This window comes from Pradoshia eiseniae, from assembly GCF_002946355.1.
GTDB classification, from domain to species: domain Bacteria; phylum Bacillota; class Bacilli; order Bacillales; family Pradoshiaceae; genus Pradoshia; species Pradoshia eiseniae.
On record NZ_PKOZ01000003.1, the window covers coordinates 75,892 to 98,919 of the forward strand.

Sequence of the window (23,028 nt, forward strand, 5' to 3'; positions counted from 1 at the left end):
GGGCATCGTTTTTTATTTATCAAGTGATGTATACCTTTTCACCGCTGCCTGCAGGGTACCTGATGTAATCGCCCTGTCTTCAAATGTGATTCCAAGGGAAACCATATGACGCACGATTTCGGGCCTTAATCCCGTTATGACAGGCTTACATCCCATCATAGTCGTTCCATCAATCATCTTTAGGAATTGATCAATCACAGCCCCATCCATTTCGGCAATACCAGATAGATCAATAATTAAGGTCTCGATATGTAATTCATCAATAGCGGTAAAGACCTTCTCTTCAATGATTCTGGCACGATGGTCATCCAGCACACCAATCAGCGGTAAAATACACATATCTGAGGTAATCGGAATAATTGGAACAGATAAGTTCTCGACCAGCTGCTTTTGGTGTTCAAGCAATTGGTCCTTATAATCAGAGTAGCAAATAAAGAAAGTATTTAAGAATTGATCCAATTGATCGTTAATTTGCTTTTCTAGCGTGAAGAAATCAGACGCGTCATATTCTAGATCCTGCTCGTCGACAAATTTATTCAAAAGCTTCCACAATGTTCTTCTGATTGCCTGCACCCATTCAAGCTTGAACGTCAATGTCAGAGAATGTGTCGCCCATGCAATTCCCTCTTGTTTGGCAAAAGCACGTACATCCTTGTCACTTTGGTCCATAACATAGACAACTAGTTTTTGGGCGTTGTTCAATAAGTCGATATTGCCAATCAGCAGAATCTCCTCAATCTTATCACGAACATTAACCGCCTCTGAAAGTAATTGTTCCTGAAAATAATCTCGATTCTCCTGAAAATATTCTTTTATAAATGTACTTGTCTCAAAGGCTGCCTGCATTCCCTCTACCTCCTCGAATTTTATTATGATAATCAAAAAGATTTTAGCAAACAACGATCTAAATGGTAAAACAGTTTGCCTATTTGATGCAGTTATTTATATGCACACATCTCTAGCTCTCCATGACTCTAGTAAGCTTCCTTTTTGTTTCTTGTAACTGATGAGCTTCAAGGCACTGATTTTCTTCATCTTCTACATAAAAATCTGCAAAATTCTGCCCCTCATATCTTGGGATAATATGCAGATGAAAGTGAGTTAATTCATCAAATATTCCGCCATTTTGGCATACAGTAATACCGTCTGGATGAAACACTTCCTTTAGCGCTCTTGATACAATTCCTGCCGCTTCCATGACCGAGCTTGCCGTACGTTTATCCATTTCATCAAAATAGCGAATATGTTTCTTAGGCATCACAAGAACATGTCCTTCGTTGAAAGGAGCGTGGTCCAGGATGCAGCATACATCCTCATTTTCCCATACAACATGCACGGGTTCTTGCTGATTTGCTAATTGGCACCCAAAACAAATCATCGAGCTACCTCCTTCTTCTTTGCGCAAATGCCCATTAACTAATTTTACCTCGAAAATAATAAAAGAGTCCAATTCCTACTCGAATTGAACCCTAGAATAAACCGGTGAAATCATATTCCAGCCTCATCCAACATATACATATTATTACTCTATTTCCTGTTATGCGGAGGAGATGTATGATTAACACGAACAAACGATATGGATTATTGTTATTAAACATATTCATTCTGCTGCCATTAATATTTGAAACACACAATCCATCCTTAGCGATTTCCTTTTCAGGCCTTGCTTATATCCTATGCCCGGTTATCAGCTTATTAGGAATTCTTATGCTGGCAAAGACCCATTATCCTGCATCAATTCATAGTATTTTTATATTATTAGGCCATAGTATGATTCTTGTATTTATATTAGTGCGTCTTATATTCTTCTATCATTAGACCGTGCTATTGGCTGCAGAGTGACTCCGCTTTTGAATCGCATTGACACCCATTACAACAGCAATCATTTCACCTATCTCTATGTCCTGTTTTTCCTGGCTCATCTCAAAGGCAGGTGTGCTGAAGATGGAGTTCACCTTCTTAAATTGTCCGACCCGTTTGCCTTTCTCAGTAAAGATTTCATATGTCTTAGAGAATGGTTCGCTTTCGACGCGGTAGATTCCTCTATTATGAGCGGTATATTCATATTTCTTCGTAAAGAAACTAAATCTAGCTCTCAGAAAGCCAAGTTCCTCTCCCGCTTGATTGGTCACGATCCATTTGTTGCTGAAGATAGGGAATTTCCCGCTAATCAGGATATTGCCCTGCAAATCAAGCACATCAATTGTCGAGGTAAATGCGCTTTTTAAATCAAGCTTTCCGACAACTTCTTTGTTCTTTGTATAAATATCCTTTTGCCCGGTGGAAAAGAAACTGTCCGAAAAATATAATTGTGAATAGTTCACCATAACTCCCCTTTCTCCATATAATTGACTCCTTCTTCGCTACACTTGGCGGTATTGATTCAGAATCAAAAGCTCCCTGTCATTCACAAATGTGTTTATCCATTTCTTTTCTACATCTGTAAACTCGATTCCTGCCCCTCCATACAATTAATGAAACAAAGGCTTTGCTTACGCGCTCACCTGTTCACTAGAACTCTCAAAGGTGGTGTTATAAATGGATTGGAATCTGTTCGGAGCACTCGCTATCGCCGTATTCCTTATCCGATGGGACCAGAAAAAGCTAACCATCATCTCCTTATGCAAGGAATTAACCATTCTTGGCCTTTTCATTTTCCTCCTGTCCAAGTATTTAGAGAAATCTAGCATCACCCTCTCTGTCTTCTCTCATATTCCCGAGCATATGGAGGTTTGGTTTGCCGCAACGGTTATGGCAAGCTTTGTGCTTTGCCTCTCTTTTAAAGGATGGCAGTTCCTGCATACCAGCAATAGCAATCACAAGCATGAATGAGGCATAAAAAGACCGAAGACATAGGCTTGTCCTCGGTCTTAAAAATATTATATTTGAGTGATATTGCTTAATATTTTTTCTTCAACTAATTTTGCGAGATAATCAGGAACGGTTAAATACAATAGCCCATTTCCCACTAGTTTAGGAGAGTTTCCTAACGGGATTGTCCGCTTGATTAGCTGGGCATAAAGCTCCGGCTCCTTTAATTCACGCTCAAAGCTTTTATTGGCCAAAACCTTGATTAAAGCCATGGCGCCTGATACGTGCGGGGTAGCCATGGATGTGCCTGACAAAGTGGCATATTTCCCGTTCAGATAGGTGGAGATAATTTTCTCGCCTGGTGCTACTAGATCAACTTCATTATTGGAATTCGTAAAAGGAGATGAATTCCGGTCCAAGTCAATTGCCCCGACGCAGATGACTTCATTATAGCAGCCTGGGTATCCTAATTCGTCAGTTGCATCATCTCCGTCTCCATCATTTCCGGCCGCGCAAACCACGAGGATATTGTTCTTCAGCGCATTTTGAATAGCTTGGTGCAGCTCTGGAACATCCTCCGGGCCGCCTAATGACATGGAAATAACGTCAACTTTCTGTTCAACCGCATAATTAATGCCATTAATAATCCACTCATATTGTCCAGATCCATTCTTATCAAGAACCTTGATGATGAGCAGGCTGGCTTCTGGCGCTACGCCAACGACCCCCTTACCATCATCAATGGCAGCAATGGTTCCTGCCACGTGCGTTCCATGACCATTATAGTCCTCGTATTTATCCGGGTCTGCATTATCATCGGTAGTGAAGTTCCTTCCGCCTATGATACGCCCCTGCAAATCAGGATGGTCAGTATCAGCGCCCGTATCCAAGATGGCCACCTTGATGCCTGTTCCCTTGGTCTGTTTCCAGATTTCAGGTGCCTTGATTATCTCGATTCCTTTCGGCATTTCATTGGCAGCCTCGACTTCTTCAATTACCTGGTATGGTATAACTCGCATTTCTCGATTCATGCTCTTCCCTCCTATTGGATTAACATCATAAAGCAATGGAGATAACCATATTTTAACAATTTTTACCATCAGATAAAAGATACATTAGCACTGATTTTTATTTAAAGAGTGATTTTTTTGCATCCATTTATGTACTTACACATGAGAAGCTCTCGAATAATAGAGACAGCTCATCAGTTGACTTAGCCAGAAAACAAGGCTTTGAATGCTTTAGTTCCGCTTCAGAACCATATCCGTATAGGACGGCAATTGAATCAATGCCAGCTTTTTGAGCACCAATGATATCATGCATACGGTCCCCCACCATAATGAAATCAGAGGGCAATACTTGAGGATAGATGTTTATGATATGTCCGATGATTTCAGCCTTATTGGAACGGTCACCATTCAAGTGACTTCCTATGATCCGGTCAAAATAGTGATCTAATCCAAAATGGGTCATAATTCGTTCAGCAAAGATGGTCGGCTTGGAAGTAGCGATAACAAGAATATAGCCTTTATTGATTAACAGGCTCAGTAGTTGTCTTATCCCAGGATATAGTTCATTTTCATAGATTCCTTGGTCTGTATACCGCTCACGATAGTAAGTGATTGCCCTTTGGGCGTCCAGTTTATTCATATGAAACATTTGCTCGAAGGATTCCTGAAGAGGCGGGCCGATAAATGCTCTTAGTTGATGAAGACTTGGCGACTCAAATCCCATCTTGCTGAGTGCATACTGAACAGACTGACTTATTCCCCAGAACGGGTCGGTGAGCGTTCCGTCTAAATCAAATAGGATTACTTTATACCTCATATTCTATTCCCCCGCATGAAAGTTAAAATATCCGCAACAGGCTGCCTGCCTCACGGTCTAGCAAGAATGTTGTGTTTCGGTGAAGCTTTAAGGCATTCGCCGGCATCTGCGGGTCAAAGCTCTCATTCACGGTTCTCCTGATAATCTTTGCCTTGTCCAAACCGTTGGCCAGAATAAAGATTTCCCGTGCACCCAATAAATGCTTGATGCCTAATGTATATGCTTTTGTTAAAGGTCCGTCCTTTCTCACAAGCCTTTGTCCAAATAACCTGGTATTTGCGCCAAGCTCGGATATATGCGAATAGGCTGCAAACGAACTGCCTGGTTCATTAATGCCTATATGACCATTCGTCCCAATACCGAGAATCACTAAATCAAGGCCTCCCTGCTCAAAAATGAATTCGTCCATTTTTTGGCATTCTTCGTATGGATTGGAGGATTTCCCGTTAAATAAATATACTTGCCGATTTGGCACCTTTATCTTTGACAAGAAAGCATTGTATAAAAAGTACTGACAGCTTTCACGTTTAGCAGGATGAGCCCCCACCCATTCAAATAGACCAACAAACCGACAACGAGAGAAATCCACTCGTCCTTCCTTAGCATAGTCTACAAGAATTTCTAATAATCTTACATGTGTATAACCCATTGGAAGACAAATAAACAAGTCCGGTTTTTCATGAACCTCCTGCACAATAATTTCAGCGGCTGAGTAAGACATTTCTTCATAATTTTGAAAGATGGCATAGTTCATTCCTTCTTAGTACTCCTTCCGACCTTGACCTTTAGTTTTCCTAATGAATGAACAACGGTTTAAATTTCAATTGGAGCCAAATCTGGTAGGTGAGAAAAAACATGGAGTATGACAGAAGAGCAAAGAAAGAGAGAAGATAAGTAAAATGAGCATGAACAAGAATTTCTGAATGATAATTCATTCAGTAGATAAAACTCCTTTTCCCATAATACAATGACTTTTCCACATTAAGCAAGTGAATTATCTGAAATTTTAGGTAAATATTCGCTTGTTTTCAGATAATATAGGAGAGAATGTTTTCCCCCTATACAAGAAATGATGTTAAACAGCCTATTCATACATGAATCTCCATACTTTGCAGCAATATACGCTTTTATCGTACAAAAGCTTCCTAGGTATTTAGAAACCTTCCTCCTCCATTTTATTCCTATTGGTTTTCACAGCAAGTGTTCCATAGCTATGTAACGCCATTCCTGCCATAACTACGGCGATTCCAAAAAGCGAAATAAGAGAAGGAAAAGCAGCCGAAAGGAAGATCACTTCTCCTCCAAGGGCGAAGATGAGCTCCATCGATTGAGTCGCTTCCACGGCGGCAAGCTTCTTCAAATCTTTGCGAATCAAATCGGTTGCCTTAAAAAATAAAACAGTTGCTATAATGCCGGAAGTGATGGCGACCGTCAAGGATTGCAAGCTCTGCATTCCGCTCGGTCTTCCCTCAGTCATCAGCGCAATAAGAGCTAATAACAGCCAAAGAGGCATACTGGCAATGGTCATTCCCAATACACGCTGAAAAGCATTCAATCGTCCGTTTGTCAGTTCCATCATCTTGCGATTGCCTAGCGGATACGCGAATGCCGCAACCATTATTGGCAGGAAGCCAAGCAAGAACTCATGCATTGGCAGTCCATTCATCGCATCAGCCTGCATAATGAACACACCCACTAATATAATGAGGGAGAAGCCCAATTCTTTAAACGGTATCCCTTGCCTTTCTTTAAACGGATCATTCGATCTCATGAAAATCGGTACCAGCAATGTCCCTGCAATGATTGTCATTTGCCATGAACCAGCAATCAGCCAGCCCGGAGAATAAATTGTAGCAAAGCATAAAGGGGCATAGAATAAACCAAAACCAACTAAGCTCCATAGCAGCCATGCTTTTGGATTTTCCTTCATTACCTGCCATAAATCCTTCAGCTGCCTGTTCATGCATACGATGATTAACAGAAAAGGAATCATGAAGAAATAGCGTAAAGATGCGCTCCATAACCAGCTTCCTCCGCCTAATTCCATCGAACGGTTTAATACAAATGTGAACGCAAAAAAGAATGCCGAACAAACACCTAATAAGATTGCGCGCATTCATCATCACTCCTTTCTTCTTTACGTACAGGGCAGATTTACATAAGAACTTTTATTATTGTTTGCAAGTAAACTATTTATATCCTATCTATTCATATCGTAAAACTCTTTTTCTTCTCAAAGACTCCCTTTAAAGCTAGAATGAATTGGACTAAATACTAAATCCTATAGAGGAGACTTTCATCTTGAAAACTGATAAACTACATCAACAATCCTTATATTCTATTTCCTGGCCGCTATTTATTGAACTGTCCCTGCATATGGGCATGGGTTTTCTGGCAACCTTGATGCTCGGATTTTACTCAGATTATGCAGCGGCAGGCGTTGGTGTGGCAAACCAGCTCATGAGCATGTTCATTCTCCTATTTAATATGACCGCCATTGGAGCCATGATCTTAATTGGCCATCGAATCGGCGCTTTAGAATATAAACAAGCACATCAGCTGGCTCGTTCTGCATTAGCGATTAATTTCTGGCTTGGTATCATCTTATCTATCCTTATGCTTTTATTCGGGAACTATCTTCTGCGTTTATTTGATGTCAGTGATCAGGTTTTTACGTATGCGTCCCTTTTCATCAAGATTGTCGGTCTTTCCTTATGCCTGGAAAGTATATCGCTCGTTCTTGGTGCCATACTTCGCAGTCATGGCCATACGAAGGAGCCGATGTATGTTTCCTTGCTGATGAATTTGATCAGCACAATCGGTTATGTGATTTGTATTTTTGGTCTCTTTGGCCTTCCAGTTACAGGTGTAGCCGGTGTATCATGGACCATTATCATTGCTCGGGCAATCGCGGTTGCCGCTCTCTTTTTGATTGTGGCAAAGGAGCTTTCAATAAGATTCAAATGGGTTGACCTCATCCGCATTGACATGCAAGATACGAAGCGCTTATTTGAGATCGGCGTTCCTTCTGCCGGCGAAAATCTTTCTTATAACTTCTCTCAACTCATTGTCACTGGCATTATTGCGACATTTGGCGATGCTTCATTAACGGCAAGGGTCTATTTAATGAATATTAACATGCTCTGCTATTTATTCAGCATCGCCATTGGAGAAGGTACACAGCTGCTTGTCGCGCGCTATATTGGGGCAGGAGAATTCACCAAGGCATGGAAGCGCGGACTTAAAACAGTTAAACTTGCTGTCTTTGCCTCAACATCTGTTTCGCTGACCCTGGCTCTAATCGGAGAGCCGCTGATCGACATGTTCAGTTCCGATGCTGCCATTGTGGCCATTGCGGTTCCAGTTTTGTGGGCCATTGCTTTTGTTGAACCAGGAAGAGCGATCAATATCGTGTTAATGAGCTCATTGAAATCTGCCGGAGACGTCAGATTCCCGGTCATCATCGGCATCTTCTCCATGTGGCTTATCTCCGTCGCATTCGGTTATGTATTAGGCCTCACATTCGGTCTTGGCTTATTAGGTGTATGGATGGCTCAAGGTGTTGATGAGTGGTTCAGGGCATTATTTGCGGTAAAGAGATGGAACAGCCGTCCATGGGAACGGAAGTTTGCCAGCAAATTCAATGTGAAAATGAAGACATCCTGAATGGATTCCTTTCTTGCTTCCGTGTTATTTCTTTTATCCATTCCCATTTATTAACGAATACAAATAGGCATCATGCGGTTTCCCATTTTGGCACATATAGCTCCTTAGAATCCCTTCTCGTTGAAAGCCCTGGTTTAACAATAAACGGCTCGAGGCCTCATTTTCCAAATATACAACCGCTCCAATGCGCGTGAGCTCGAGCTGCTGTTTAAATCCATACGACAGAACGGAAGCGAGAGATTCTGAAGCATATCCTAGTCCCCAATAATCCGGGTGGAGCTCATAGCCTACCTCTGCCCGCTTATGCTTCATCACTAAAGCATTCAAGCCAATCGTTCCTATTAACTCATTTGTCTCCTTTCTTTCAATGCCCCATCTCACACCTCTTTTCTCATGGAAATTTCGAGCGAAGAAATGAATGATATCCTTCGCTTCCTCCACCCTTGTCATTTTGTCCTGGCCGTAATAGCGGATAACCAGCTCATTTGAAAAGCATGCAAGGACTCGTTCTGCATCATTGACTGTCAATTCTCTTAACCTTAGCCGCTCTGTTTCTAATTGCGGAAACATGCGGAACACCCCCTTATATTTCTTCTATCACTTTCAGGTGAACTCTAGTGAGATAATGTCCCCCATCCTCTTTCTGATAAAATAGGAATAATCAGCCGCCGCACTTCTTGATACTATTCCTTATCTCCAAATACTATTTCTCCTTTTTCGCCGTATTCTCCTGTACATCTTCCAGAAAAATAAAAACGCACTAGTCCGTTGTGAAAGGACTAGTGCGTATATTCCTTATATTTGTCTTTCCCAGTGGCGATGCTTGGCAACAGCTTGGATGAAGGCTTCTATCGAATCATCGATGTTAACCGTATTGTCAGAAGTAATCACACCTGCAGCTGCCTTCTCTGATTCCATAAGGAATGCCTGCATTAGAGCTGCTCCTTCCTTTGGCGCTCCAATAGCCTTATAGTGATTGAATGCATTCATCAAGAACTCATTAACCTTTTTGTTCTTCTTCAATGCATCTACGCTTTCTTGGCCGGTTGCGATATAAACTGCATCATAGAGAACAGAATCAGCTGTCAGGAAGGTTTGGTCGACCTTCAATTCAGCTCCATTTGCACTCTTGATCTTCCCTTGGTGTTCACTCACGATTTCCGCCATCATTCCTGCTTGTTCAAAGGCCTTTAAGACGTTCATCAGATCTTCGCCATCAAAGCCGTTATGAACCAAGATAGCCACCTTTCTCGTTTGCGCACTCATTGGTGTATTAAGCTGGCTAAGAGCCGGAGACTGGTCAGTGACCGTTGATTCTTTTTCCTTCTCTGGAACTTCAAGCCCTAGCCCTATCGCTATTTGCTCGGCAAGGAAGTGATCAACATTCGCATACATATCCACGACTTGCTGCTGGATTTCCTTGTTAAGACATTTGCCAAGCTCGAACTGGAAGGCTTCAATAATATGCTGCTTCTCTGGCATAGACATACTGTTCCAGAATAGTTTAGCTTGGCTATAATGATCCATAAAGCTGTCACTGCGCTTTCTCACCTTATGTCCTTCTACTTTTTCTTGGTAATGAGTATATCCGCCTTCCTCCGGGGATGCCGGTGCCGGTGAATTATTAGCGAGCCCATTCTTATGATAGCTGACCTGCCCTTGGTCAATTCTCATCTGATGGTATCCATCACGCTGATGATTATGCACTGGAGATACCGGGCGGTTGATCGGAATCTGCTGGAAGTTCGGACCGCCAAGACGAAGGAGCTGTGTATCCGTATAGGAGAATAAACGTCCCTGCAATAATGGGTCATTCGTGAAGTCAATACCAGGAACGACATGGCCAATATGGAAGGCAGCCTGCTCCGTTTCGGCAAAAACATTATCCACATTCTTATCTAGGGTCATTTTCCCAATGCGATGCACTGGAACAAGCTCCTCCGGCCAAATCTTTGTCGGGTCTAGCACATCAAAGTCAAAGTTGAATTCATCCTCTTCCTTGATGATTTGAATGCCTAATTCATATTCCGGGTAATTCCCAAGTTCAATCGCTTCATATAAGTCACGACGATGGAAATCCGGGTCCTTCCCCGCAATCTTCTGTGCTTCATCCCAGACAAGGGAATGAACACCTAGGAGGGGCTTCCAATGGAATTTCACGAAATGGGCAATTCCCTCTGCATTAACCAATCGGAAAGTATGGACACCGAATCCCTCCATCATCCGATAGCTGCGAGGAATACCCCTGTCTGAATTGGTCCATAACACCATATGGGCCGACTCCGTATTATTCACGATGAAATCATAAAAGGTATCATGAGCAGTTGCTGCCTGAGGCATTTCATTATGCGGCTCCGGCTTGAAGGAATGGACAAGATCCGGGAATTTGATTGCATCCTGGATGAAGAATACCGGGATGTTATTTCCGACTAAATCAAAGTTCCCCTCATCTGTATAGAATTTCGTCGCAAACCCGCGCGCATCCCGAACAGAATCAGCAGAACCCCTTGAACCAGCCACAGTGGAGAAGCGGACAAAGACAGGCGTTTTCTTAGACGGTTCTTGCAGGAAATCTGCCTTCGTCCATTTAGCCATCGATTCATAAACTTGGAAGTATCCATGAGCGCCAAAGCCTCTGGCATGGACAATCCTTTCTGGAATTCGCTCATGATCGAAATGCGTCATCTTTTCCCTGAAATGAAAATCTTCCATCAATGTTGGCCCTCGTTCTCCAGCCTTTAAGGAATGCTCATCCTCAGACACTCGGACACCATGATTCGTCGTCAGCTTTTTCCCGTCATTATTAATGCGATATTCCTCTAATTGCTCATCCTTTTTATTGTCTGCCACGTTCATCATCCTTCCATTATGATATTATCGAAAACTAGAACTATGTAAGAACTTTCGGTATATAGTTTTCTCTCTACTTTGATGTACCCTTGCCTATTTTTGTTAAACTGTGCCAAACGGCCTAGCATTTTATCATCTGGGTATAGAAAAAGAGCATCCTGTTATTGGGATGCTCCCTGCCAATCAATCGTTATTTCTTCATTAACTCACTTAACAGCACTGGTAATGACTGAATAGACATATTGAGCGCTTCAAGCTTGCCTTCTATCCTGTATAATAAATAAATAGTGACAACGATTGGAAAGCCAACATCCTTTATAAACAGCAATAATTCGTCCACTGAAGTAGCCTCCTTTCCTATCCCTCGTTGGAAAAAGAGAAGCTAACCCCAAATTGGATTAGCTTCCCCTACTGCCATCAAGAAAATAAATAGCTTGTTTTAGTCGTTTCAACCAATCGTGCTTCTTTAGCAGCTACATATGGACCTGCATTATTTTTAAAGGCCTGTGAGGCAATGATTTCATTCATTGCAGCACGTACGGCAGCCTCATTTACAGGCTCAATAGGATCTTCAATCTGTATTTTCGCTGTCTTTTCATCAGCCGTGACAAAGTATAATTCTAGTACCTTATCCATTTACTCCACTCCTTTCAATTGTTTTGTTCACTGCTTTTTGCTTAAGATTCAAGACCCCAGGTATCGAGCCTCTTGACACCGATTGCCGAGTGCTTTTGCAGTGATACAATTGCATCTGCGCACCGCTTCAAGGCACTGCCGCCAACCCCATTGTTCATGTTGGAAAAGGTTTTCTTCTTCGTGATCGGCTTGCCAAGTGCATCGATTCCGACCGCGAACTCAATTTGCAATTTCGTCACTTCCAAGAATTGTTCATTCATGTTCTCACCTCCCTTTCACCCGTTATATACAATCCACCCGCATAAAAGGGACCATGTGTGGCTAATTTTCTATTATTCTTTTAAGAAATGGGTCAATCAGTCTCTTACTGATTCATAACTAAAAACTAAAAAAAGGCAGAAACGTTGGTATATCAACATTTCTGCCTTTGTTCAATCTTTTGGGACAATTGTTTGATTCTTATCTCTTTCTCTCAAATAATCTTCCATGGCTTTTTGAACTCGTGTTGGCTTAACATACCCCTTTGATACTCTTTTATGTATCTCTTCAAGTAAATACAAGGCGCGGAATAAACAGCCCGCAACAATGCCAAACCCGAGTATCAACCCATAAACCGGATCTAAAAATACGATTATAATGCCAAGAACCATGCCAATAAAAATAGCCGTCAATAGATTTAGTTTCATATAGTCTCCTCTATGTATATAAACCTCTTTTTTCCATTATACCTTTTTAGATAACCAACAGGAAAACAGATTAGTCTCCTTATCGTTTTGAAAAAAACACATGGTTCATATTCTGGATTCTGTTTATGCTTAATTCAAACAGAGCCCAATGAGTTAAGAGAGTTTGTGAAGAAAAGAAATTTAGGTGAAGATAATATAAAAACCGACTCGAACTATAAATCTGAGTCGGTTTTGATTATCATCCATTTCTAGCATCTAACTGATCTTGCAAAAAAGATTATGTAAAATCACTGGGTTACGGAGCTTATTATCATATCTATAATAGACTAGAATTAAAGAGAGCCCGTTACAGCAAAATGCAGCCTATTATAATAACTATTTCTATTTAGTTTGTTTAATGGCAGCATCGATTTTCACAATCAATTCATTTAGCTTCTTATTAGCTTTATCTAAATTTTGAACTTCTTTTAAATCAAGATTGATCCATTCAAGAGTACGTGGAATGTTGTGAACGATTCCCGATTCTACCCATTCCTTCATAACTCCTTTATGCGGAACAAAGTCAATCAATAAGTGAATTTCAATTTTGCCTATTATGTCTAAAATAATTTTATTTGGTGATTCTAGCTCTTTATAGATTTCATTCAATTCTGTTTGAATCAAATAAATCGTGCTTTTAAAATTACGTGATTCTATTGCCTTATCCCAATCTATGATCAAACTATTCAAACCTGGTCCTCCAACACATTACTAAATTTCTTGTACTACTCTTATACGATACATAGTAAAAGTAATATTATCATAATGTTTATTCTGGTAAAACCTGATTTTACGCTTTTGCAATTGGTATATATTTCTTAACCCAATCCCTAATATTCAAAATAAGCTCTCTTACTAAACATTTTTGCTATTGGATTAAAAATAGTGAGGCAACTCTTACTTTCTCTTTGTTCCATGAAAGGTTAGTTTATTGAATGGAGGAATTGTTACATAATGATTGTTATAATTAAATATACCAAATAAATTCCAAATAGGATGAGGATATCAGGATGGAAAAAATTAAATTTTCCACTAAGGATTATAAGGTGGAATATCGCTCTGAAGAAATCATTTTTTTACCGAAGGAATTTCAGCTATTTAAATTTTTGTATCATAATCCGTCAAGGGTTTTTACGAGAGATGAACTCTTAGATGCTGTTTGGCCAATGGAAACACCTATTGATAGAACTATTGACGATCATATTTATAGAGTTAGAAAAAAACTTAAACCCCTCGCTTCAGTTATTAGCATTGCTACAGTAAGGGGACAAGGTTATCTATTATCGATTAACGAGGTACAGGAGAATCCCTTGATAAAAGATCAAGAGGTATCATCCAGTGTTATTAACCTCTTTAAGAAGTACCATCTTTATGGACAAGGTAATGCACTTAAACTACTGGATGAACATCAAGCTATGCTTGGATTTAAAGTTGATTTACCTATCCTTCTGTATCTCCATTTTATGAAGGGCGATTTTAGTTGGTTTCTTGAGCAAAAAGATATCCCTTTCTGGGAGAAATGCTATTACTATCTCCATATCTATTCATTTATTGAATTAGACAAGAAAAAATGCCTTGATTACTTTACTTATGCCATAGCAGCAAAAGAGCTTCCCGAATATCATCGGTTAGAAATCACGCTACTGAATCGCCTATCCTTATTGATATTCACAAAGCAAATCGACGATGCCATAAACCTTCTTATCCAATCTAAAAAGGTGATATACACAAAAAAGATTGATAGCTTTATACCCATTTTATCTATTACAGAGGGCTATCTTGCCTTTATACAAGGAGATATTCGACTGATAGAGGAATCTCTCGATGAAATAAAAAAAATTCTCCTGAAATATCCTTATTTAAGAGAAAAGGCAAGTTATTCAGTTTTAGAAGGCATCTACTATCTTGCTAAGAATAATGAAGATAAAGCTGAACATTGCTTTAACGATGGATTCCAACTGTTTCGTGAAGCTAAATATATACCAGGTGTATTAATCAATATGAATATTATCCTGTTCTTTCTTAAGGAGCTAAAAATGAAAGATAGCTTATACACTCATTACCAAGAGTTGTGGGAAAAGTATACTGAAGAATACAAATTGTTAGGTCTAAAAAATAGAATAGAATTTGAGTTAAATTCTTATTTAAGATGACAAATGAATAAATAAAGAAATTTCATCACTCCTCTGATATTCCTCTGATATTGTCTCGTTATGATAGTGTCAAGATAAATCACGTGGAGGTTATAATGATGAAGGAAACAGCAATTAGACGGAATGGGAACTTTATAAAATTTATTTCTGCTAATGCTTTGGCTAACTTAGGAAATTGGTTTGATTATGTTGGAGTGCTAATATTATTTCGTTATTCGTGGAACGCCGATCCAATTCTGATCGCTCTTATACCTATTATGTATGCCATTCCAAGTATTGTTTTAGGACAATTCGCAGGAGTATTCGCAGACCAAAGAAATAAAAGAAAAATACTTATCTATTCCGATTGGGCCAGAGCACTATTGACTTTGTTCCTTGCTTTTTCCCCCTCTCTCTTTATCGCCTTGCCAATCCTCTTGTTACGAAGTACAGTAGGAGTAATAAGCCTGCCCGCTCAACAAGGACTGATTAGTAAGATTGTAGAGGATAAAGACATAATGAAAGCAGTCACTATTAACGGAAGTATTTCTCAGCTGGCAAAGGTGATTGGCCCACTTATTGGAGGTTCATTTGTAAGTATATTTTCACCGGAATTCTCAATTATACTAAACACGATATCTTTCGTGATTTCTGGATTAATCCTTAGCCGACTCCAAATAAAAGATCAAGCAAAAAAAGGGAATTCAGGAGTCAAAGAACAATATGTTTTTTTAAGCTTGTGGAAGGAAGGCTGGTCTATAGTTTTCAATAGCAAAATTCTTCTGGCAAGTATCATATTCGGGATTTTTAGTACCCTCACCATTCAAATGATTGATGTACAAATGGTTACTTTGTTTAGTGTGGTGTTTCCTAATGTTCCAGAGGTTACAGGTTGGGCAATCTCAGCTATCGGCATTGGCTCTCTACTTATTGTATTACTCCTAAATCATCTTGAAAAAATACAAAAATATGGCTGGTTCTTTGGGACTGGTGGTCTTTTGATTGGGATAATGACTGGTGGTTTTGGATATCTACAGGAATACAACATCATATTATTAGCCATCATTCTTGCTTTTATCGGTGGAATAGGAAATGGGATTACTCTTACTACTATAAATTACCTTGTTCAAACCGAACCCCCAAAAGAAGCCATTGGCAGGATTTCAAGCATTATTGATTCCATATTGAGTATCCTTTTTATCGCTGGACCACTCCTTGGCGGTCTAATGATAAAACAGTTAGGCGTACTGAAAGCCTTTCAAACAATCGGTTTGGGTCTGACCATTATAGGTTTGACAGGGATACTACTGCAAAAACTAATTTGGAATCGAAACCAACCAGCAACAAAGGATATAATACAATATGAACAAGATAAAGATGTTGAAACTCTAAAAGAATATGTTAAAGACAAACAAAAAAAATCAAAGTCTGCAACCCCTTCTTAATGTTGCAGACTATCTTATATTAATTTTCTTCCGCTAATCTGCCCCTTTACTTCCATAAGAAAATCAATAATAATCACTTGTATGAAGGCTTATGTTTCATTCCTTGCACGGTTTCATTTAAAAACGAATAGAGCCATAATGCCTTCGACTCTCAAAAAGAAACGCAATGATACTCTCATAATAAGGTATAAATTTTTTTAATTCGATAAGCTCTAAAATTTCATCTTTTGAAGCCCATCTCACTGCTTGCACCTCATCTGTCTGTAATATCAAATCTTTCAAATCTAAATCATATTCAATTAAATAATAATCATCAAATCCGCGTGCAAAGTTAATGGTAAATTGCGGACGTATCTCTTCAAAGTTATAACGAACACCCAACTCCTCGAATAACTCTCTTGAAGCAGCTTGCTGACTGGTATCGCCTGCCACAGCACATCCCCCACAGCTGATGTCCCAAAGATTTGGCCAGCCTTGCTTAGAGAACTGTCGTTGTTGAATGAGCATTTCTCCTTTAGAGTTAAATATACAAACGTGTATGACTAAATGAAACTCATCTGGTGTCATATCATCTCCACGAGTTATCTGTTTGCCTATTTTATTACGATGCTTATCATATAAATCTAATTTTTCCATCACTAAGCTCCTTAATGTCGTCTTACCTTCATATTATTAAACCTGATTGACAAAAGGCCGCCCCCGAACTCGCTTAACAGAGCATTTGGGGCAGCCTCTACCTCGTCCTAGCTTTATACGGTTTGCTTAAATTGCTGTGTATATAATTGATAATAAAACCCTTCTGAAGCTAGAAGCTCATCATGTGTGCCGCTTTCTCTTATTTGACCATGGTCTATGACATAGATACGGTCCGCTTTTTCGATTGTCTTCAGCCGATGAGCGATGACGAAGGTTGTTTTGCCCTTTGTCAGGTTTTTCAAGCCTTCCTGAATGGCAATTTCAGTCCTTGTATCGATGCTGGATGTTGCTTCATCTAGGATTAGAATATCCGAATCAGCAAGGATGGCCCTCGCAATGGCGAGCAATTGCCGCTGGCCTTGGCTAAGATTTGTTCCGCCTGAGGTGATTTTGGTCTCATATCTTTCCGGCAGATGCTTGATGAATTGATGGGCAGCCGCAATTTTTGCTGCCTCAATGACTTCCTCATCTGTCGCATCCAGCCTGCCATAGCGGATATTTTCCATCAATGTCCCCGAGAACAAATAGGTTTCCTGAAGGACAATCCCAATCCTTTTCCTCAAGTCTGCCATCTTATACGCTTCAATTGGCTTGTCGTCAATGAATAATTCACCTGAGGAACGGTCATAGAAACGCGATAGCAAATTGATGATGGTCGTTTTTCCTGAACCGGTCGGGCCGACGAGCGCAATTGTTTCACCAGGGCTCGCCTTTAAGGAGATATTCTTAAGAATCTGGTGATCTTTCTCATAGCCAAACGACACATTCCGGAATTCAATGTCCCCTTCAAAGGATACGACTGGTGCTGCATTCGGACTATCTTGTAAATCCGGCACCTCATCCATGACTTCAAATACGCGCTCCGCTCCAGCAATGGCTGATTGGATCGTATTCCATAGATTCGTTAATTGATTGATAGGTCGGAAGAATAGCTTGGAATAGGTCACAAAGGCAGCAATAACCCCGATGGATGCCATATCATTCAAGGTAAGAATTGCGCCCGTTGCGATGATTAATCCAAAGCCAAGATTATTGATAAAGTTATTGACCGGGCCAAGGAAGCCGCTGAATGTCTCAGCGAGCATCGCTGACTTCCGGAGCTCTTCATTGATTTCATGAAATTCCTGAATGGTCTTCTTCTCTTGGCCATACAAAGTAATGACCTCTTTGCCGCTGATTGCCTCTTCTATATAGCCATTCAACTGCCCTAGATCGGCTTGCCGTTTGGCAAAATTCTGGCTCGAGACAGCAATGATTTTCCGCGAGACAAACAGCATAACCGGTATAATCAGAAACGAAACCATTGCCATCATCCAGTTTAGGCTGAGCATGGCAATCGTGACTCCTGCTATCGTCAGGACAGATGAGAATATTTGAACCAAGCTCTGGCTTAATGCATTGTTCAAATTATCGATATCATTGGTGACACGGCTCATTAAGTCCCCCTGTGAACGGGTGTCAAAAAAGCGCAAGGAGAGCTGCTGCAGCTTCGCAAATAATTCTTCCCTGATAGTCCGAATGGTTGTGAGTGAGACGCGCACCATTATATCCTGCTGAAGCCATGTAAACAAAGAGCCAGCCAGATAGATAGCGGCTAATAGCACCGCCATTTGAATGGACCCAGGCACATCTTTTTTAAGGATGTATGAATCAATCGTAACCCCCAAATAATAAGGTCCAAGCAGGCCAAGCACTGTCGAAACAAAGACAAAGACCAAGACAATCCAAAGCTTCAAACGATGCTTGCTTAGCTGATTCCAGATACGCAAGATCGTTTCCTTTTGATTTTTCGCTTTTCTTTTCGGACCAAAATGATGGCGGGGACCCCTAAAGTTAGGAGGTGCTTGGCGGTTACTTCCTTGCTGACCCATAAGTCTCACCCTCCTTAATTCCTTGAATGCGGCAAATTTCCTGATAGAGCTCATTGCTCTCTAATAATTCTTTATGCGTTCCTAAACCAGCTTCCTTGCCATCATCAAGAACAAGAATCTGATTGGCCTCTTTTACAGACGAAATTTTCGATGAAATAATGATTTTCGTTGATTCAGCGTAATGCTTCTTCAAAGCAGCCTGTATATTCGCCTCGGATATCGCATCCACTGCTGAGGTCGCATCATCTATAACGAGGATAGCCGGTTTTCTGACCAAGGCTCTGGCAATCGATAAGCGCTGTCTTTGACCCCCTGAAAGATTCGTTGCCCCTTGTGTGAGCTCATAATCAAGCATTCCATCTAAATTCCTCACAAAAGGCAAAGCCTGTGCGTCGGCAAGCGCAGATAGCATTTCTTCCTCACTCGCGTCACTTTTGCCCATCTTTATATTATTCTGTATTGCTCCAGAAAATAGCATATTCTTCTGTGTAATGAACCCGATTGAATCTCTCAGTTCCTCAAAAGACAACTCGCGGATATCTGTGCTGTTTAGGAGTATCTGGCCTTCCTCCACATCATAAAGCCTCGGAATCAGTTTAGCGAATGTAGACTTTCCGCTCCCAGTTGCCCCAATAATCCCCAGTGTTTCACCTGCTTTGACATGGACACTTACATTGGATAGGACATGTTCTCCATTTCTGCTGTAGCTAAAGCTGACATTCTTAAATTCAATCTCTCCCTTACGGCGGGGGATAGAAACTGGCATTTCCGCTTCAACCATATCCTCTTTTGTATCAAGCACATCCTTAATACGTCCGGCAGAGGGGAAGGCTCTCGTAATTTGCATGAGGACCGAGCTGCTTGTCATTAAGGAGTTGAGAATGATGGTTAAATAATTGACAAAGGCAATAATGACGCCTACTTCCATCGAGCCTCCATCAAGCTTTATCGCGCCCAGCCAAACAGCAAAGACGATTCCCATATTAACGATGAACTGGAGAATCGGCATGAGTCCCATGATGGTGAGATCTGCTCGAATGTTTACCTTTGTTAGGTTCTCATTAACCTGAGAGAATTGCTTCATCTCATATTCCTCTGTTCCATAAGCCTTGACGACTCGTACCCCTGCCAAGTGCTCCTGTGTCTTCGTATTCACGCGGTCAATCGCTTTTTGCACGAGGCCGAATAATGAGCCGGCTTTGATCGTGAACAAAATGATAAGGATGACCAGGATGGGGACAATTACCAAGAGGATGGAAAACAGCTCTCTTGCCGTCAAATAAACAATAACGATGCTTCCGATAAACATAATTGGTCCGCGGACAAATATTCGTAACGTCATCATGGCAGCTTGCTGTACGGCCGTTATATCATTTGTCATGATCGTAATGAGCTTACCCGCCCCAAACTTGTCCATATTAGGCCCTGAAAAATAATCAATTTTCCGAAAAACATCCTTCCGCAGATCGGTTGCAAAATGGACCGCTGCCCGCGTAGAAAAGATACTGCTTCCGATTCCTCCGATAAGACCAAGCAATGCGGCCCCAAACATGAATAAACCCATCCAGAGCACATACCCGTTATCCTCTGAAGCTATCCCATTATCAATAATTTTCTGCATGATTGTTGGCTGGATTAAATCCATCCCAACCTCCAAACACATAAATAACGGTCCTAGCAAGACAATAAAACGGTATGGCTGAAAATATTTAAATAAACCTGCTACTGATTTCATCAACATTTCACATCCTGCTTTCTCTGTCTAAAAACACGAAAGAGGCGCACGATACGAAGTCCGCGCGCCTCATTAACCATTCTCGTGGAATTCTTGCTGCCGTTTGAGGGAGGTAACTAGCAAACCGTTTACCAGGATTTAAGATGCTTATTCCCTTTGCAGAAAAAATCGGCATGACACCCTGAATTCAACGGTTAGCTTTCCTCTTATGTTTGCGGGGCAGCTTGATGGTTCTGCTTTTCTTCAGCTTGAACCTAGGCGTTTTCCCCTTTATGTATCTCGCAACGATAAAAACAACATAAATGGCAATGGCCACATAGAAAAATTCCGGCACACTTTTGAAGCCAGAGCGCGCTATGAGATAAAACATATAAAGCAAGAATAACGTAATAATAACGGTATAATAATTTAGTTTGACTTTCTTAAAGCTTGGTATTTTAATCGTGCTGACCATCAGGATTGCCAATCCGAAAAACAAGACGACAAAAAGTCCAACGTGGATATAATTCTCAAGCAGCACAAGAAACGCGACAATGCCTCCAGCAAACGTAATCGGAATTCCCCGGAAATGCTTCATCGATTCCTCAGTCGGGGTAATATTAAACCTTGCCAGTCTATAACATCCGAATAATGGGAATAAACCGGCAACCCAAATCCCATATTGTCCAAAATCTAAAAAGAACGTATAGGACGCCAGGAAAGCTGGTGCCACGCCAAAGGAAACGATGTCAGCGAGTGAATCAAGCTGCTTGCCTAAGTCATTAGCTACCCCAAGTATACGTGCCATTCTCCCGTCAAGCATGTCTAGCATTAAGGCAATAAAAATCAAGATTGTGGCATTGCGCACATCTCCACTGATAATATACGAGATGGATAAATACCCGCAGTATAAATTCCCTAATGTTATTAAGTTCGGTATTTGTTTGATCATTCTTCACATCCTCTATCTGTCACACCATTATTCATATGATTGCAATTATTTGAATATCTGTATTTTAACAAAATTATTGCTGCTTGTGTTCTATCTTTCTCATAATAAATCATCGTTCTCAGGAATTCGGGTTAATTGCTTTCCACCCTGCTCTTAAATAATTGGATTTGACGTTGTCTGTTCATCTATCCGTTTGAGAATCCTTGCCGGGTTTCCTCCAACAACAACATTATCAGGTACATCCTTCGTCACGACAGCACCTGAGGCGACGACCACATTATTTCCTATTGTCACTCCTGGATTTATGACAGATCTTCCTCCAAGCCATACATTATTGCCAATCTTGACAGGCTTGCCGTATTCCAAGCCCGAATTGCGTTGATCAGGCAATAAAGGATGGGTCGCCGTATAAATATGTACTCCTGGTGCAAGCATGCAATTATCCCCGATTTCCACCGGGCATGTATCTAGAATAAGACAATCGAAATTGGCATAGAAGTTCTCTCCAACAAAAATATTATAACCATAATCACAAATGAAGTTCGGTTCCACATAAAGATTCTTTCCTGTCGAGCCAAACAGGTTTTTCAGTATCTCTTCTCTTTCCTTTATATCGGTCTCGATTGTCTGATTATACATTCTTGTCCATTTCCTTGCTTCCATCCGGTCTGCGACCAGCTCAGGGTCTGCTGAACGGTACATATCGCCATTGATCATTTTGTCTTTTTCAGTCATGACGCTCGCCCCTCTTTATGATCTTCGTTATATCTTTCGAAGCCGTACGGACGAAATCGAGTGATTTGCATCCTTCTCTAAGATGATATTAGCCCGGTTCCTTGTCGGGGCAATATTTTGGTCTAGGTTAATCTTGTTTATCCGATTCCAAATATCTGTGGCAACATTGTCCGCCTCTTCATCCGTTAAATCGGCATATCGATGGAAATAGGATTCCGGATTGGCGAAGGCCGTCTTTCTCAATGTTTTAAAGCGCTCTACATACCATTGGTAAATATCCCGATCATCAGCATCGACATAGATGGAGATATCAAAGAAATCGGATACATACACACTATGGGAATGCGCCTCCTGCTTTGGTGTCTGCAGCACATTAATTCCTTCAACAATGACTATATCCGGCTGCTTGATAACCGTGTACTTTCCCGGGACTATATCATAATAGAGATGGGAATAGACCGGTGCCTTGACCTTTGGATGTCCGGCTTTAATTCTTGATAATACTTTGATTAATTCTTTTGTATTATAACTTTCCGGGAACCCTTTCTTATCCATGATTCCCTTTGCATTCAGCACCTCATTGGGATAGAGGAAACCATCTGTCGTGATAATTTCGACACTCGGAGTGTTAGGCCATCTTGATAATAGCGCCTGGATAATCCTTGCCGTAGTGCTTTTCCCGACGGCTACGCTGCCGGCCACTCCAATGACATAGGGGACTTTTCTTGTTGTATTGCCAAAGAACGTATCTGTTACAGCATGAAGCATTTGAGAGGAATTGACGTATAAGTTTAATAGCCGTGTAAGCGGCAGGTATATGGTCGTAATTTCTTCCACAGATAATTTTTCGTTAACGCCTTGAAGTTCTTCAATCTCTGCTTGTGTGAGCGTCATCGGTGTATTGAAACGTAAATTAGCCCATTCTTTTTTAGAAAAATAACGATATGGTGAAAAATTTGGCATGGGTA

24 protein-coding genes are annotated in these 23,028 nt (G+C 40.8%); 4 read left to right on the plus strand and 20 right to left on the minus strand.

What is annotated here, in order from left to right:
* Window positions 1-12: 12 nt before the first annotated feature.
* The 3 genes from CYL18_RS07285 to CYL18_RS07300 all read right to left on the minus strand — a co-directional run bounded on the left by CYL18_RS07285 (window position 13) and on the right by CYL18_RS07300 (window position 2,327).
* Complete coding sequence (locus CYL18_RS07285) at window positions 13-846, minus strand: STAS domain-containing protein (protein ID WP_104848833.1); 834 nt, start codon at window positions 844-846, stop codon at window positions 13-15.
* Between the two features lie 112 nt (window positions 847-958).
* A complete protein-coding gene (locus CYL18_RS07290) occupies window positions 959-1,378 on the minus strand; it encodes an HIT family protein (RefSeq protein ID WP_104848834.1) in 420 nt (139 codons plus the stop codon).
* A gap of 436 nt (window positions 1,379-1,814) precedes the next feature.
* Window positions 1,815-2,327: a hypothetical protein gene (locus CYL18_RS07300; RefSeq protein ID WP_104848836.1), complete on the minus strand. Its 513-nt coding sequence runs from the start codon at window positions 2,325-2,327 to the stop codon at window positions 1,815-1,817.
* A 211-nt stretch (window positions 2,328-2,538) separates the two neighbouring features.
* Between CYL18_RS07300 and CYL18_RS07305 the strand changes: the two genes are divergently transcribed.
* The gene (locus CYL18_RS07305) at window positions 2,539-2,832 is read left to right on the plus strand and encodes a hypothetical protein (RefSeq protein ID WP_104848837.1); all 294 of its coding nucleotides are present in this window, start codon (window positions 2,539-2,541) and stop codon (window positions 2,830-2,832) included.
* A 47-nt stretch (window positions 2,833-2,879) separates the two neighbouring features.
* On the opposite strand, the gene CYL18_RS07310 is transcribed toward CYL18_RS07305, so the two are convergent.
* The 4 genes from CYL18_RS07310 to CYL18_RS07325 all read right to left on the minus strand — a co-directional run bounded on the left by CYL18_RS07310 (window position 2,880) and on the right by CYL18_RS07325 (window position 6,754).
* On the minus strand, window positions 2,880-3,842 hold the full coding sequence (locus CYL18_RS07310) for a S8 family peptidase (RefSeq protein ID WP_104848838.1): 963 nt from the start codon (window positions 3,840-3,842) through the stop codon (window positions 2,880-2,882).
* Between the two features lie 127 nt (window positions 3,843-3,969).
* Complete coding sequence (locus CYL18_RS07315) at window positions 3,970-4,638, minus strand: HAD family hydrolase (RefSeq protein WP_104848839.1); 669 nt, start codon at window positions 4,636-4,638, stop codon at window positions 3,970-3,972.
* A gap of 22 nt (window positions 4,639-4,660) precedes the next feature.
* Complete coding sequence (locus CYL18_RS07320) at window positions 4,661-5,392, minus strand: glucosamine-6-phosphate deaminase (protein ID WP_104848840.1); 732 nt, start codon at window positions 5,390-5,392, stop codon at window positions 4,661-4,663.
* 399 nt (window positions 5,393-5,791) lie between these two features.
* A complete protein-coding gene (locus tag CYL18_RS07325; protein ID WP_104848841.1) occupies window positions 5,792-6,754 on the minus strand; it encodes a DMT family transporter in 963 nt (320 codons plus the stop codon).
* Window positions 6,755-6,939: 185 nt separating this feature from the next.
* On the opposite strand from CYL18_RS07325, the gene CYL18_RS07330 reads away from it, so the two are divergent.
* A complete protein-coding gene (locus tag CYL18_RS07330) occupies window positions 6,940-8,304 on the plus strand; it encodes an MATE family efflux transporter (protein ID WP_407984523.1) in 1,365 nt (454 codons plus the stop codon).
* Between the two features lie 33 nt (window positions 8,305-8,337).
* Here CYL18_RS07330 and CYL18_RS07335 read toward each other — a convergent pair whose 3' ends face one another.
* The 7 genes from CYL18_RS07335 to CYL18_RS07365 form a co-directional block, all read right to left on the minus strand.
* Window positions 8,338-8,874 (minus strand): GNAT family N-acetyltransferase, encoded by a 537-nt coding sequence (locus CYL18_RS07335; protein WP_104848843.1) that lies wholly within the window; start codon window positions 8,872-8,874, stop codon window positions 8,338-8,340.
* A 225-nt stretch (window positions 8,875-9,099) separates the two neighbouring features.
* Window positions 9,100-11,163, minus strand: a complete 2,064-nt coding sequence (locus tag CYL18_RS07340) for a catalase (RefSeq protein WP_104848844.1) — start codon at window positions 11,161-11,163, stop codon at window positions 9,100-9,102.
* A 181-nt stretch (window positions 11,164-11,344) separates the two neighbouring features.
* Window positions 11,345-11,494, minus strand: a complete 150-nt coding sequence (locus CYL18_RS07345) for a YvrJ family protein (RefSeq protein ID WP_104848845.1) — start codon at window positions 11,492-11,494, stop codon at window positions 11,345-11,347.
* A 77-nt stretch (window positions 11,495-11,571) separates the two neighbouring features.
* Window positions 11,572-11,790 carry a DUF2922 domain-containing protein gene (locus tag CYL18_RS07350; RefSeq protein WP_104848846.1) on the minus strand — a complete coding sequence of 73 codons (219 nt, stop codon included), beginning with the start codon at window positions 11,788-11,790 and terminating at the stop codon, window positions 11,572-11,574.
* Window positions 11,791-11,831: 41 nt separating this feature from the next.
* Window positions 11,832-12,050, minus strand: a complete 219-nt coding sequence (locus CYL18_RS07355; protein ID WP_104848847.1) for a DUF1659 domain-containing protein — start codon at window positions 12,048-12,050, stop codon at window positions 11,832-11,834.
* A 171-nt stretch (window positions 12,051-12,221) separates the two neighbouring features.
* Complete coding sequence (locus CYL18_RS07360) at window positions 12,222-12,476, minus strand: hypothetical protein (protein WP_104848848.1); 255 nt, start codon at window positions 12,474-12,476, stop codon at window positions 12,222-12,224.
* A gap of 381 nt (window positions 12,477-12,857) precedes the next feature.
* Window positions 12,858-13,205 (minus strand): hypothetical protein, encoded by a 348-nt coding sequence (locus CYL18_RS07365; protein ID WP_104848849.1) that lies wholly within the window; start codon window positions 13,203-13,205, stop codon window positions 12,858-12,860.
* Between the two features lie 320 nt (window positions 13,206-13,525).
* Between CYL18_RS07365 and CYL18_RS07370 the strand changes: the two genes are divergently transcribed.
* Together CYL18_RS07370 and CYL18_RS07375 are read left to right on the plus strand one after the other, a co-directional pair.
* Window positions 13,526-14,668, plus strand: coding sequence for a winged helix-turn-helix domain-containing protein (locus CYL18_RS07370; protein ID WP_104848850.1), 1,143 nt, complete (start codon window positions 13,526-13,528; stop codon window positions 14,666-14,668).
* Between the two features lie 95 nt (window positions 14,669-14,763).
* Window positions 14,764-16,092 (plus strand): MFS transporter, encoded by a 1,329-nt coding sequence (locus CYL18_RS07375; RefSeq protein WP_104848851.1) that lies wholly within the window; start codon window positions 14,764-14,766, stop codon window positions 16,090-16,092.
* A 117-nt stretch (window positions 16,093-16,209) separates the two neighbouring features.
* Here CYL18_RS07375 and CYL18_RS07380 read toward each other — a convergent pair whose 3' ends face one another.
* The 6 genes from CYL18_RS07380 to coaA form a co-directional block, all read right to left on the minus strand.
* A complete protein-coding gene (locus tag CYL18_RS07380; RefSeq protein WP_104848852.1) occupies window positions 16,210-16,728 on the minus strand; it encodes an NUDIX hydrolase in 519 nt (172 codons plus the stop codon).
* Between the two features lie 113 nt (window positions 16,729-16,841).
* Window positions 16,842-18,659, minus strand: a complete 1,818-nt coding sequence (locus tag CYL18_RS07385; protein WP_104848853.1) for an ABC transporter ATP-binding protein — start codon at window positions 18,657-18,659, stop codon at window positions 16,842-16,844.
* Window positions 18,640-20,394 (minus strand): ABC transporter ATP-binding protein, encoded by a 1,755-nt coding sequence (locus CYL18_RS07390; RefSeq protein ID WP_104849066.1) that lies wholly within the window; start codon window positions 20,392-20,394, stop codon window positions 18,640-18,642. Before CYL18_RS07390 ends, CYL18_RS07385 begins: the two co-directional genes overlap by 20 nt.
* Before the next feature lie 187 nt (window positions 20,395-20,581).
* The gene (gene pssA, locus CYL18_RS07395) at window positions 20,582-21,325 is read right to left on the minus strand and encodes a CDP-diacylglycerol--serine O-phosphatidyltransferase (RefSeq protein WP_104848854.1); all 744 of its coding nucleotides are present in this window, start codon (window positions 21,323-21,325) and stop codon (window positions 20,582-20,584) included.
* Window positions 21,326-21,478: 153 nt separating this feature from the next.
* The gene (locus CYL18_RS07400; RefSeq protein WP_104848855.1) at window positions 21,479-22,060 is read right to left on the minus strand and encodes a maltose acetyltransferase domain-containing protein; all 582 of its coding nucleotides are present in this window, start codon (window positions 22,058-22,060) and stop codon (window positions 21,479-21,481) included.
* Between the two features lie 27 nt (window positions 22,061-22,087).
* Window positions 22,088-23,023, minus strand: a complete 936-nt coding sequence (gene coaA / locus CYL18_RS07405) for a type I pantothenate kinase (RefSeq protein WP_236636310.1) — start codon at window positions 23,021-23,023, stop codon at window positions 22,088-22,090.
* Window positions 23,024-23,028: the final 5 nt, after the last annotated feature.